This is a genomic window from Variovorax sp. PEI5 (assembly GCF_056679935.1).
Genome location: NZ_CM155257.1, coordinates 2,121,952 through 2,134,033, shown reverse-complemented (window position 1 = coordinate 2,134,033; position 12,082 = coordinate 2,121,952). Strand labels below are relative to the sequence as shown.

Here is a 12,082-nt window from a genome sequence, read left to right as displayed (position 1 = left end):
CGACGTATCGCGGTCCTTCATAGGACCGAAATCATAATTCCCGTTTCAGCCCGCCAGTGGAAGCACGGCGACCAGGCGCGTGCCATTTCCAGGCTCCGATTGCACTTCCAACTCGCCGCGCGCGGCTTCGACGCGATGGCGCATGCCCGCCAGGCCATGGGTCGAGGCGCGCACATGGAAGGTGTCGAAGCCATTGCCGTTGTCGGCCACCTCGATGGTCACGTGATTCTGGTGATTGCGCATCACGATCGTCACCTCGGTCGCCTTGGCGTATTTGCCGATGTTGGTCAGGCTCTCCTGCACCATGCGATAGATCGTGAGCTTGCGCGACTCGTCGGTCTCGATCGGCTCCAGGCGCATCTCGACCTGCAGTCCCGACTGGTCGGCGAACTCGCGGCCCAGGATCTCCAGCGACGCGACGAGACCGAGGTTGGACAGCGACGAAGGACGCAGGTCCTCGATGATGCGCCGCTTCAGCGCGATGCCGCTGTTGAGCAGTTCGGTCAGGTGCTGCAGGCGCTGGATCGCATCGGGCGCATCGGCGAGTCGCGACTTCAGGCGCGCCACGTCGAGCTTGGCCGCGGTCAGGAGCGAGCCGAGTTCGTCGTGCAGTTCGCGCGCCAGATAGCCACGCTCGGTTTCCCTGACCTCCTGGAGATGGGTGGCGAGCTCCTTCAGGTTGGCCGTGCGCTCCTGGACCTGCAGTTCGAGCGCGTTGCGTTCGAGCTGCAGGGCCTTCTGCTGGCGTTCCCCGATCCGACGCAGCGCATGGGACTGCCGCAGGTACAGCCAGAAGGCGAGCCAGGCGGTCACGACGATCGCCAGGATGCCCAGGCGTCCGAAGCGCAGGGCGTTCTCGATCTGCATCTGTCCCAGGCGCATGGCTTCGTTGCTGGCGTCGATGAGCATCTCGGTCTGCGTGCGGATGGCGACCATCTCCTCGCGTCCGACGTCGGTCGTCATGACGAATTTCCAGGCCTGCTCGTCGCCACTGCGACGCAACCGGACGCTGGTGTCCATCTCCGCCATCTTGCGGGCGACGTGGCGCGTCAGGATCTCGAGGCGACGCATATCCTCCTGCTGGCCTGCGTAGAGCTGCCGCAGTTCGGCCAGGCGGCCGTCGACCTGCGCGACGGCCGTGTCATAAGGTTCGCGATAACTCGGCTCGCCGGTCAACAGATAACCACGCTGGCCCGTTTCAGCATCCAGGATGTTCTGCAGGAGTCGCAGCAGCGTCGTTCGGACCTTCTGCGCAGTGCGTACGGCCTCGAGCGCGTTGCCCGATCGCAGGTAGCCGGCTTCGTTGATGCCCACCACGGCCAGCGCGGCCAGCGTGGCCAGCGTGAGACCCAGAGCCATCTTCGATAAAGCTAACCAACGCATGAGGTTTCCGCGAGATGTCGGTGATTCAAATTCGGGAATAATCGAAGCCGACCAATAATCAGCAAGTTGCGACGCTCAACCGCGCAGGACAACGAACAAGGTAAAAGATGATCAAGATCGGAATTGTGGACGACCACGCCATCGTGCGCTCCGGTTTGCGCCAGTTTTTCTCGGAACACGTCGACCTCAGGGTGGTCGGTGAAGCAGGTACGGGACGCGAAGCCATCGAGCTGGTGCGCACCACCGAGCTGGATGTGCTCGTGATGGATCTGTCGATGCCCGGCCAAAGCGGCATCGACGCGCTGGCCATGATCCGTGCCAAGGCACCGGATGTGGGCATCCTCATCCTGAGCGGCTACCCCGAAGAGCATTACGCGATGAACCTGATCCGTCAGGGCGCCAGCGGCTATCTCAACAAGGAATGCGATCCGATCGAGATCGTCAACGCGATCCGCACCATCTCGCTCGGCCGGCGCTACATCACGCCGGCGGTGGCCGAACTGCTGGCGCGCCAGCTCGACCGCAAGGACGATGCGGCACCGCACGAGCAGCTCTCCGAGCGCGAGTTCCAGGTCTTCCTGAAGCTCGCCAAGGGCGAAACGGCCGGCGACATCGCCAAGACGCTGTCGTTGTCGGTCAAGACGGTCAGTACCTATCGCACCCGTTTGATGGAGAAGATGAATCTCTCGTCGAACAGCGATCTGACCTACTACGCCCTGAAGAACAAGCTGATCGATTGATCCTTCCGCAGGCCGCCCGTCGCGGTCGCGAAGCGGAAAGGGCACGGCACGTCGATGGACGTGGAGTGCCCTTTTTTCGTGTCCGGATTCAGGTCATGCGCGCCGGTCGGGCCGAGGCCTGTGCGACGCAGAAATCGATCAGGGCATCGATCTCGTTGGATTTATCGAAGACGGCATCGGCGCCCAGTTGCAGGCAGCGCTTGCGGATGTCCGCCGTGGCGTAGTTGCTCAGGACGACGATCTTCTGATGCGGCAGCCGCTCCCGGCTGCCCTGGAGCACACCCAGACCGCTGCCCTGCTTGAGGAACAGGTCGACGATGGCCAGTTCCCAACTCTGCGTGTTGCGGTTGAGCCAATCCCTGGCCTCGTCTTCGGCCTCGGCATAGCCCACGGCCACGATGCACGTCAGTTCCTCCAGCGTGCCGACCAGATTCTCGCGAATCATGGAGTTGTCTTCGACGATGAATGTTTTCAATCTGGAGTCCATACCGAAGCCATCCGATCGTGCGAACCAGCTCTGGAATGCCAAGCAGGAATGCATGGATGGTAGGCGTGGCCGAAGCCGCCTCCGTGCAAGGCTTGAAGGTCTGCGGCTGTCGGATGGGTCTTACCTGAACATCGGGCATGTTCGGTCGTAGGCCAAGCCCCACAGGCCGTCCGGCCCAGAGACGACCTGTCCACGGGCATCGGATCCCTTAGGGTGAAGTCTGCGGCAGGTGCGCGTGCCGGGGTTCGGCATCTGACCATCCAATGTTCGATCCGGGAGGCCAACAGCTCATGCAAACCACTGACACGTCGCGGCGAATGCTCCTCCTCAAGCGCATCGGCATCGTCCTGGCATCTCTGCTGCTGGTGCTGGTGATCGTCGCGGTGTTCTTTCCCTGGGACTTGCTGCGGGGTCCGGTCAATCGATTCGTCAGCGAGAAGACCGGCCGCAAGTTCGAGATCACGCGCCGGCTCGACGTCGGCCTGGGCTTGCGCACCGCCACCGTGAAGCTCGATGGCATCGAGTTCGCGAATCCGGCCTGGGCGCGCGATCCCTATCTGGTGCGCGCCGAGCGGGCCGAGATCGACATCCGCATCTGGCCCCTGCTCGCCAGTCGCATCGTGCTGCCTCGCATCATGCTGACGTCGCCGTCGGTGGGACTGCAGATGGAGCAGGACGGGCGCCGGACCTGGGCGTTCGACAAGAGCAGCTCGGACGAGAAGACGGTTCCCGAGATCGGCCGCGTGCAGATCGACAAGGGGTCGATCGATTTCCTGGCCGGTCACCTGGGCGTCGATCTGCATGCCGATGTCGATTTCGACAACAACCGCGGCGAGATGCCCCTGGACTACCGCATCAAGGGCACCTACAGGAACCAGCCGCTGACCGCCCAGGGCCGCACGGGCAACGTGCTGCAGCTCACCAGGTCCACCGAGACCGCGTCGCCGCCGTTCCCGCTGGAGATCGATGCCGCCGCCGGCCAGACCCGGCTGAAGGCCTCGGGCACGGTGGCGGCGCTGGAAGGCCTCGACGGCATCCAGGCCGATTTCGCGCTGCGGGGACAGAGCCTGGGCGAACTGTTCTCGCTGCTCGGCGTCGCGCTGCCGGACACCTCGCCCTATGCGTTGAGTGGTCGCATCATCAAGGAGGCCGCGCTGTGGAAGGTCCAGGGTCTCCAGGGCAAGCTGGGACTCTCGGACATCGAAGGCACGATGCAGTTCGACCAGGCGCAGAAGGTCCCTCGACTGAGCGGCGCGCTGCGCTCCAAGATCATGGACATGGACGACCTGGGTCCGCTGATCGGCCTGCCTCCCACCGAGCGATCGGCCAAGGCCATCGAGGGCGTGGCGGCGCCGCAGAGCGTGGCCGAGGCCAAGCAGGCGCGACGCAGCGGACAGGACAAGGTGCTGCCCACCTCGACGCTCGACTTCACGCGCCTGCGCGCCGTCAATGCCGACGTCAAGTACACGGCGGACCGCATCCGCAACGTGCGCGACGTGCCGCTCGATCGCGGCAGCGTGCAGGTGTCGCTCAAGGACGGGATCCTGACGCTGGATCCGCTCGATCTGGGCGTGGCGGGCGGCAAGGTCGCTGGTGCCATCCGCATCGATGCCTCCCAGAATCCGGCCGACATCCGGGCCTCGCTGCAGGTCAGCGCGATGCAGATCAACCGCCTGATCCCCAAGGTCGAGACCTTGCGCACCAGCTTCGGAAAGCTCGACGGACGCATCAACCTGTCCGGACGCGGCACCTCGGTCGCGTCGTGGCTGGGCAACGCATCGGGCGACATCGCGGCCCTGACGGGTCGGGGCGAGTTCAGCAACCTGCTGCTGGAGTTCATGGGCCTCGACGGTGCCGAGATCATCAAGTTCTTCCTGCGCGGCGACCGCAATGTCGTCCTGCGCTGCGCCGCCGTCGCCTTCGACGTCGACAAGGGCGTCATGGCCGGTCGTAGCCTGGTCTTCGACACCACCGACACCGTGTTCCATGCCGAAGGCAATGTGAATCTGGGCAAGGAGACGCTCGACTTCGTCATCAAGCCCCAGCCCAAGGACATGAGCATCCTGTCGCTGCGCACGCCGCTGGTCATCGGTGGCACGCTCGGCTCGCCCACGGCGGGCGTGGAGGCCGCGCCGCTGGTGGCGCGAGGCCTGGCGGCGCTGGCGCTGGGCGCGATCAATCCGCTGCTCGCCCTGGCGGCGACGGTGGAGACCGGTCCGGGCGAGAACGCCGACTGCCAGGAGATCCTGAAGGAGGCGCGCACGCCGCAGTCCAGCGCCGCCAAGGCGGGTGCCGCCAAGGGCAAGACCGCCGGCCAGTGAGCCTGGGCGGCGGTCGATTCAGCCGGATGCCGGCGATGCGCGATCCCGGCACGCCGGGCATTGCGGATCGCGTGTCAGGCGCAGGGTGTCGAACGAGACATCGCGCCCGTCGTGGATCAGCAGCCGGCCGGCCAGCGAGGGTCCGATGCCCGCCAGCAGCTTGAGCGCTTCGCCGGCCTGCAGGGTGCCGATCGTGCCGACGACGGTCGAGAAGGCCCCCAGCACGGCGCAGCGCGTCTCCTCGAAGGTCGCCTCGGGCGGGAAGACGCAGGCATAGCAGGGCGAGGCGGGATCCCTCGGGTCGTAGACGCTCAGCTGGCCGTCGAAGCGGATGGCCGCGCCCGAGACCAGCGGTACGCCAGCGGCCATGCAGGCGCGGTTGATGTCGTGCCGGGTGGCGAAGTTGTCGCTGCAGTCGACCACGACATCGGCGGTGCCGACCATGTCGCCCAGCCAGGCCGGATCGGCGCGCCGCTCGTGCGTCGCGACGACGATGCCGGGATTGAGGGCGCGCATGGCCGCCGCGGCGGATGCCACCTTGGAGCGGCCCACCTGCGCGGTCGTGTGGATGATCTGGCGCTGCAGGTTGGTCACGTCGACGAGGTCGTCGTCGACCAGCGTGATGCGCCCGACACCCGCCGCGGCCAGATAGAGGGCCACCGGCGAGCCCAGTCCGCCCGCGCCGACCACCAGCGCGTGCGCGGCATCGACGCGCGCCTGGCCGTCGATGCCGAACTCCTCCAGCATGATGTGCCGCGAATAACGCAGCAGGTGGGCGTCGTCCATGCCAGACCGGAGCGGCCGAGACGTCATGGGACCGTCGTGCGCGACGACGTCCCGCGAGCGTCTCAGTTCTCCTTCTTCTCTTCCTTGTTCTCGACCACGACCTGGGTCTTGCTGGCGATCACCGGCACGCCCTTGAGATTGTTGAGCGCTTGGCGCAGGGGGAAGTCCTCGGCGCTGCCGAATTCGGGCGTCTTGCGATCCTGCGGCGGCTTCTTGGCTTCCTCCTCGAGGCGCTTGCGTGCCTCGTCGCGCGCCTTCTCGCGCTCGGGATCCTTCTGCTCCGGACCCTGGCCGCTGGCCAGGTGCTTCTCCAGGTCGGCCTCGCGCATGCGCAGGGCGGCATAGGGGCTGCCCTCGGCGGTCTCGTCGACCAGCACGTTCGGCACGATGCCCTTGGCCTGGATCGAGGTGCCATTGGGCGTGTAGTAGCGCGCCGTCGTGATCTTGAGGCCGGTGTCCGGACCGAGCGGACGCACGGTCTGCACCGAACCCTTGCCGAAGGTCTGGCTGCCGATGATGGTGGCGCGCTTGTGGTCCTGCAGCGCGCCGGCCACGATCTCGCTGGCCGAGGCCGAGCCCTCGTTCACCAGTACCACCAGCGGCACCGTCTTGAGCGCGGCGGGGAGGCTGCGCAGCACGTCGCTGTCGCTCGCCCGGCGCTGGTAGAACTCGGGCGCCGCCTTGTAGACCGCCTTGCTCTCGGCGAGCTGGCCATCGGTCGACACCACGGTGACATTGGCCGGCAGGAAGGCCGTGGAGATCGCCACGGCCGCGTCGAGCAGGCCGCCCGGATCGTTGCGCAGGTCGAGCACCAGGCCCTTGAGGTTGGGGTCCTGCTTGTAGATCTCGTCGACCTTCTTCACGAAGTCCTCGACCGTGCGCTCCTGGAACTGCGACAGCCGGATCCAGGCATAGCCCGGCTCCACGATCTTGCCGCGCACGGACTGCGTGCGGATCTCCTCGCGCGTGATGGTGACCGGGAAGCTGCGGTTCTCGTCCTTGCGGAAGATCGTCAGCAGCACCTTGGTGTTGGCGTCGCCGCGCATCTTCTTGACCGCGTCGTTGAGCGACAGGCCGCGCACGGCGGTGTCGTCGATGCGGGTGATCATGTCGTTGGGCTTGATGCCGGCGCGGAACGCGGGCGAGCCTTCGATGGGGGAGACGACCTTGATCAGACCGTCCTCCTGCGAGATCTCGATGCCGACGCCGACGAAGCGTCCGGAGGTGCCCTCACGGAATTCCTTGAAGGACTTCTTGTCGAAATACTGCGAGTGCGGATCGAGCCCGGCCACCATGCCGGAGATCGCGTCGGAGATGAGCTTCTTCTCGTCGACGGTCTCGACATAGTCGCTCTTGACCATGCCGAAGACGGCGGCGAGCTGCTGCAGCTCCTCCAGGGGCAGCGGCGCCAGCGAACCGCGCGCGACGGTCTGCAGCGAGACGGTGGTCAACACACCGGCAACGGCGCCGGCGGCGACCCAGCCGGTGATTTTCAGTTTCTGGCCCATGTGTGATTCCTTGTCGGCTGTCGGATCAATATACAGCCCGCTGCTTGGAAGTGGTCGGAGCGCCATGGTTCCCCTGGCGCGGCGTCCGGGTTCGCGCGTGTCAGGCCTTGCCCTGGGAGGCGACGGCGGCCGCCGCCTTGGCCACCGCCTCGGCATCGCCCAGGTAGTAGTGGCGCAGCGGCTTCAGCTGTTCGTCGAGTTCGTAGACCAGGGGAATGCCGTTGGGGATGTTCAGGCCGACGATCTCGCTGTCGGAGATGCCGTCGAGGTACTTGACCAGGGCGCGGATCGAATTGCCGTGCGCCGCGACCACCAGGCGGCGGCCGCTGCGGATGGCCGGCGCCATCGACTCGTTCCAGAACGGCAGCACGCGCGCGACGGTGTCCTTGAGGCATTCCGTCAGCGGGATCTGTTCCTGGTCCAGCTTGGCGTAGCGGATGTCGCCGCGCTCGCTGCGCGGATCGCCCGGCTCGAGCGGCGGCGGCGGGGTGTCGTAGCTGCGCCGCCAGACCAGCACCTGCTCGTCGCCGTACTTCTTGGCGGTCTCGCCCTTGTTGAGGCCCTGCAGCCCGCCATAGTGGCGCTCGTTGAGGCGCCAGGAGTGCACCACCGGCAGCCAGGTGCGGTCGAGCTCGTCGAGCGTGTGCCAGAGCGTGCGGGTGGCGCGCTTGAGGACGCTGGTGTAGGCGACGTCGAAGTCGTAACCCTCCGCCTTCAGCAGCCGGCCCGCCTGCTTGGCTTGCTCGACGCCGGTGGGCGTCAGATCGACATCGGTCCAGCCGGTGAAACGGTTCTCGAGATTCCAGGTCGATTCGCCGTGGCGGATCAGTACCAGTTTGTGCATGGGAGGGGCCTTTGAATGCGGAGGCAGCGGACTGCGAAAGGCAGCATTCTAAAATCCGTGGTTTGCCATTCAAGGAACATCGTGAAATTCATCGTCGACAACTGGATGCTGATCCTGATCGCGCTGAGCTCGGGCGGCATGCTGGCCTGGCCGCTGATCAGCGGCGGGCGCGGCGGATCCCTCACGGCCCAGGGCGCGGTGCAGCTCATCAATCGCCAGCGGGCGGTCATGGTCGATGTGCGGGAGCCCGACGAATTCGCTGCCGGCCATGCGACCGGCGCGCGCAACGTGCCCTTCGGCCAGCTCGAACAGAAGCTCGGCACCACTGTCAAGAACAAGTCGGTGCCGCTGCTGCTGATGTGCGCCAGTGGCACGCGCGCCCAGCGCGCGCTGGCGACGGCCAAGAAGCTCGGCTACGAGCAGGCCCAAGTCGTGACGGGCGGGCTCAAGTCGTGGAAAGAGGCTAACCTGCCCATCGAGAAGGCCTGAGCCGGACGGCTCGTCCGCTCTCCATGCCGTTCCCGGCCGACCGGCCGGGCCGGCGTTCCGCAACCCGACACGTCCTTTCCCATGCAAACCGTCAAGATGTACACGACGGCCGTCTGCCCCTATTGCATTCGCGCCAAGCAGATCCTCAAGTCCAAGGGCGTCGAGCAGATCGAGGAGATCCGCATCGACAGCGACCCGCAGGCCCGCGCCACCATGATGGAGACGACCCGGCGCCGCACCGTGCCGCAGATCTTCATCGGCGACACGCACGTCGGCGGCTGCGACGACCTGATCGCGCTCGACAGCCGCGGCGGCCTCGTTCCCCTGCTGCAGGGCGCCTGAACGGGCCCGGGCGCCGCGTTCCCGGGCCTCCCGGAACGGGCCGTGGCGCAAGCCATAATCGTCGGCTCGTTCTCCTCCGGCCCGCGTTGTCGAGACTTCCGTCTCCACCGCAGGTCCCTCGTTTGACTCCGAAAGCTCAGCCATGGCCGACACTCCAGATCCCGTGTTCCAGATTCAACGCGTCTACCTGAAAGACCTGTCGCTGGAGCAACCCAATTCCCCCGGCATCCTGCTCGAGCAGGAACAGCCGACCGTCGACATCCAGCTCGGCGTCGACGCCCAGCCGGTGGCCGATGGCGTGTTCGAGGTCACCGTGTCGGCCACCGTGCAGACCAAGATCGGCGACAAGACCGTGTTCCTGGTCGAGGCCAAGCAGGCCGGCATCTTCGAGATCCGCAACCTGCCGGAAGACCAGATGAGCCCGATCCTGGGCATCGCCTGCCCGCAGATCGTCTATCCCTACCTGCGCGGCAACGTGGCCGATGTCATCCAGCGCGGCGGTTTCCCGCCGGTGCACCTGGCCGAGATCAACTTCCAGGCCATGTTCGAGCAGCAGCAGGCCCAGGCCGCCGGCCAGCCGTCCGCGATCCTCACGCAGTGATCCCGCCCGTCTCGGTGCTGCCGCGGTTCGCCGTCGGGCGTCGAGGCGAGCAGCCCGGAGGCCGCCCATGAGGATCTGCGTCCTCGGTGCCGGTGCCTGGGGCACGGCGGTGGCGGTCAATGCCGCCATGCGTCACGACGTGACGCTGTGGGCGCGCGATGCGGTCCAGGTCGCGGCCATCACCGCCGCGCGCGAGAACACCCGCTATCTGCCCGGCATCGCGCTGCCGACGTCCCTGCGCGTCGCCGCCGGCGATGCCCGCTCACTCGCCCAGGCCGCCGATCTCGTCGTCGTCGCCACCCCGATGGCCGCCCTGCGCGGGCAGCTGGTGGCACTGCGCGATCTGCGCGTCCCGCTCGCCTGGCTGAGCAAGGGCATCGAGCCGATGCCCGCCGGTGATGACGAAGCCACGGACGGCGGCCATGGCCTGCTGCCGCACGAGGTCCAGGCGCGGGTCGCGCCGGACCTGCGGGCGGGGGCGTTGAGCGGTCCGAGCTTCGCGCTGGAGGTGGCTCGCGGCCAGCCGACGGCACTGGTGGCCGCCAGCGTCCACGCCGACGTGCGCCAGCTGCTGGTCGAGGCCTTCCACGGTCCCCGATTGCGGGTCTATGCCAACGACGACATCGTCGGGGTCGAGGTCGGCGGCGCCCTGAAGAACGTGCTGGCGATCGCCACCGGGCTGTGCGACGGACTGTCGCTCGGGCTCAACGCGCGCGCCGCCCTCATCACGCGGGGCCTGGCCGAGATGACGCGCTTCGGCCTGGCCCTGGGCGCGCGGGCCGAGACCTTCATGGGCCTGTCCGGGCTGGGCGACCTGGTGCTGACGGCGACAGGGGACCTGTCGCGCAACCGCAAGATCGGCCTGCTGCTGGCGCAGGGCCGGACTCTGGCGCAGGCGGTGGAATCGCTCGGCCACGTGGCCGAGGGCGTCTATTGCGCGCGCACCGTGGTGCAGCGCGCCCGGCATCTGGGCATTGACATGCCGATCGCCCGCAGCGTGGTCGCACTGCTCGACGGCCGCATGCGGCCGGACGAGGCGGTGGTCGACCTGATGGGGCGCGAACCGGGCGTCGAACCCTAGACCAGTCGTTCCTTGACGTAGGAGGGGCGGTCCATGTCCACGATCTCCACGCTCAGCTGCACCAGCACGCCCTGAGGGCGCGGCACGAGCCGGCGCAGGACGTCGGCGATGCGGCCGGTGAGGTCCTGCTTGGTCTCGGCGTTGCGGCCCGACAGCACGCGCAGCTGCGCATGGACGAAGGCGCGATCCTGGGGCGCGGTGCCGATGGCGAAGCGCTCGACGTTCACGAAGCGCGTCTTCAGATCGGCCTCGTTCAGGATCTCGGGGCTGGCCGTGACGGCGGCGTTGAGCTCGTCCAGGACCCGGGTCTGCGGAAAGTCCGTCAGGTTGCTGCTGTATTCGATGATCAGATGCGGCATGGTGGATGACTCGCTAGGAGGTCGGTTGAGGAAGGAGGGGACGGAGGAAGGCGCTTCAGGTCAGATCGAGCACGCAGGCGTCGCCCGCGGCCGCGCGCCAGACGCGCACCTGGCTGACCGGCGGCCGCAGGTCGGCCAGGTCCTTGGCGATGAAGACGCACAGGTTCTCCAGGGTCGCCGGACCGAGGCCGGGGACGTCGTCGAGCAGGTGGTGATCGAGCCGTTCGCGCAGCGCCTCGCAGCGGGCGCGCAGGTGCCCCAGGTCGATGACCATGCCGGTGACCGCGTCGCGCGGTCCGCGCACGGCGACCTCGGCGTGGTAGGTGTGGCCATGGATGCGGCGGCTGCCTTCGGCCTCGATCTCGCGCTGGAGGGTGTGGGCGGCGTCGAAGAAGAAACGCTGGCTGAGGGTGAATTGCGGATGGGACATGGTCGATGGGCGGGGCGATGGCCGCGTGGCGCGGCTGGATCCCGGAGCGGGACGGGGCATCCGGTCAGCGGATGCCGGTCAGTTTGTGGGTCTGCAGGCTCAGGCGCCAGGCCGGATGGCGCAGGCAGGTGTCGATGCACAGCGCCGTGTTCTCCAGCTGCGCCGGGCCATCCATGGGCTGGAGGAAGCGGTGGGCGAAATCGCTTTCGGCATGCAGGGTCTCCAGGTCGAGGCCCGGCTGCGGCCAGACCACCTTGAGCTCCTGGCCGCTGCGCTGGACCCAGGGCGCCCCGGCCTTCGGGCTGATGCACAGCCAGTCGATGCCCGCCGGCGCGACGACGGTGCCGTTGCTCTCCAAGGCGATGCGGAAGCCGCGCTCGTGCAGGGCGTCGACCAGCGCGGCGTCCACCTGCAGCAGCGGCTCGCCGCCGGTCAGCACCGTCAGGCGCGAGGCGGCGCCGGCGGCATCGGCCGGCCATTGCGCGGCGATGGTGTCGGCCAACTGCTGCGCGTCGGCGAACTTGCCACCGAGCGTGCCGTCGGTGCCGACGAAATCGGTGTCGCAGAACCGGCAGATGGCGCGCTCGCGATCGATTTCCCGGCCGCTCCAGAGGTTGCAGCCGGCGAAGCGGCAGAACACGGCCGGCATGCCGGCCTGTCCGCCTTCGCCTTGCAGGGTGTAGAAGATTTCCTTGACGCTGTAGGCCATGT

The 12,082-nt window shown here is 67.3% G+C and carries 14 protein-coding genes; 6 read left to right on the top strand and 8 right to left on the bottom strand.

All coding sequences use genetic code 11. The features are described from left to right. Positions 1-45: 45 nt before the first annotated feature. Positions 46-1,359: a CHASE3 domain-containing protein gene (locus AC1MLT_RS09830; protein WP_481032105.1), complete on the bottom strand. Its 1,314-nt coding sequence runs from the start codon at positions 1,357-1,359 to the stop codon at positions 46-48. A gap of 131 nt (positions 1,360-1,490) precedes the next feature. Here AC1MLT_RS09830 and AC1MLT_RS09825 point away from each other — a divergent pair, with 131 nt between their 5' ends. Beyond that, positions 1,491-2,123 carry a response regulator gene (locus tag AC1MLT_RS09825; RefSeq protein WP_296308520.1) on the top strand — a complete coding sequence of 211 codons (633 nt, stop codon included), beginning with the start codon at positions 1,491-1,493 and terminating at the stop codon, positions 2,121-2,123. An 88-nt stretch (positions 2,124-2,211) separates the two neighbouring features. Here AC1MLT_RS09825 and AC1MLT_RS09820 read toward each other — a convergent pair whose 3' ends face one another. Continuing rightward, positions 2,212-2,610, bottom strand: a complete 399-nt coding sequence (locus AC1MLT_RS09820; protein WP_481034964.1) for a response regulator — start codon at positions 2,608-2,610, stop codon at positions 2,212-2,214. A gap of 317 nt (positions 2,611-2,927) precedes the next feature. On the opposite strand from AC1MLT_RS09820, the gene AC1MLT_RS09815 reads away from it, so the two are divergent. Next, positions 2,928-4,931, top strand: coding sequence for an AsmA family protein (locus AC1MLT_RS09815; protein WP_481032104.1), 2,004 nt, complete (start codon positions 2,928-2,930; stop codon positions 4,929-4,931). Positions 4,932-4,949: 18 nt separating this feature from the next. On the opposite strand, the gene AC1MLT_RS09810 is transcribed toward AC1MLT_RS09815, so the two are convergent. The 3 genes from AC1MLT_RS09810 to gpmA all read right to left on the bottom strand — a co-directional run bounded on the left by AC1MLT_RS09810 (position 4,950) and on the right by gpmA (position 8,069). After that, positions 4,950-5,717, bottom strand: a complete 768-nt coding sequence (locus AC1MLT_RS09810; protein WP_481032103.1) for a HesA/MoeB/ThiF family protein — start codon at positions 5,715-5,717, stop codon at positions 4,950-4,952. A gap of 62 nt (positions 5,718-5,779) precedes the next feature. Further along, entirely contained in the window at positions 5,780-7,225 is a 1,446-nt protein-coding gene (locus AC1MLT_RS09805) for a S41 family peptidase (protein WP_481032102.1), read from the bottom strand. Positions 7,226-7,325: 100 nt separating this feature from the next. Continuing rightward, on the bottom strand, positions 7,326-8,069 hold the full coding sequence (gene gpmA, locus AC1MLT_RS09800; RefSeq protein ID WP_481032101.1) for a 2,3-diphosphoglycerate-dependent phosphoglycerate mutase: 744 nt from the start codon (positions 8,067-8,069) through the stop codon (positions 7,326-7,328). Positions 8,070-8,150: 81 nt separating this feature from the next. On the opposite strand from gpmA, the gene AC1MLT_RS09795 reads away from it, so the two are divergent. The 4 genes from AC1MLT_RS09795 (at position 8,151) to AC1MLT_RS09780 (ending at position 10,582) form a co-directional block, all read left to right on the top strand. Next, complete coding sequence (locus AC1MLT_RS09795) at positions 8,151-8,558, top strand: rhodanese-like domain-containing protein (RefSeq protein WP_481032100.1); 408 nt, start codon at positions 8,151-8,153, stop codon at positions 8,556-8,558. Positions 8,559-8,639: 81 nt separating this feature from the next. After that, positions 8,640-8,900, top strand: a complete 261-nt coding sequence (gene grxC / locus AC1MLT_RS09790; RefSeq protein WP_481032099.1) for a glutaredoxin 3 — start codon at positions 8,640-8,642, stop codon at positions 8,898-8,900. Between the two features lie 142 nt (positions 8,901-9,042). Then, the gene (gene secB, locus AC1MLT_RS09785; RefSeq protein WP_481032098.1) at positions 9,043-9,501 is read left to right on the top strand and encodes a protein-export chaperone SecB; all 459 of its coding nucleotides are present in this window, start codon (positions 9,043-9,045) and stop codon (positions 9,499-9,501) included. A gap of 67 nt (positions 9,502-9,568) precedes the next feature. Next, a complete protein-coding gene (locus AC1MLT_RS09780) occupies positions 9,569-10,582 on the top strand; it encodes an NAD(P)H-dependent glycerol-3-phosphate dehydrogenase (RefSeq protein WP_481032097.1) in 1,014 nt (337 codons plus the stop codon). Here the strand turns inward: AC1MLT_RS09780 and AC1MLT_RS09775 are convergent. The 3 genes from AC1MLT_RS09775 to queE form a co-directional block, all read right to left on the bottom strand. Further along, positions 10,579-10,941, bottom strand: a complete 363-nt coding sequence (locus tag AC1MLT_RS09775) for a 5-carboxymethyl-2-hydroxymuconate Delta-isomerase (protein WP_481032096.1) — start codon at positions 10,939-10,941, stop codon at positions 10,579-10,581. The two genes, AC1MLT_RS09780 and AC1MLT_RS09775, sit on opposite strands and share 4 nt — an antisense overlap. Positions 10,942-10,996: 55 nt before the next feature. After that, positions 10,997-11,371 (bottom strand): 6-carboxytetrahydropterin synthase, encoded by a 375-nt coding sequence (locus AC1MLT_RS09770; RefSeq protein ID WP_481032095.1) that lies wholly within the window; start codon positions 11,369-11,371, stop codon positions 10,997-10,999. Positions 11,372-11,435: 64 nt separating this feature from the next. Beyond that, the gene (queE, locus tag AC1MLT_RS09765; RefSeq protein WP_481032094.1) at positions 11,436-12,080 is read right to left on the bottom strand and encodes a 7-carboxy-7-deazaguanine synthase; all 645 of its coding nucleotides are present in this window, start codon (positions 12,078-12,080) and stop codon (positions 11,436-11,438) included. Positions 12,081-12,082 lie beyond the last annotated feature (2 nt).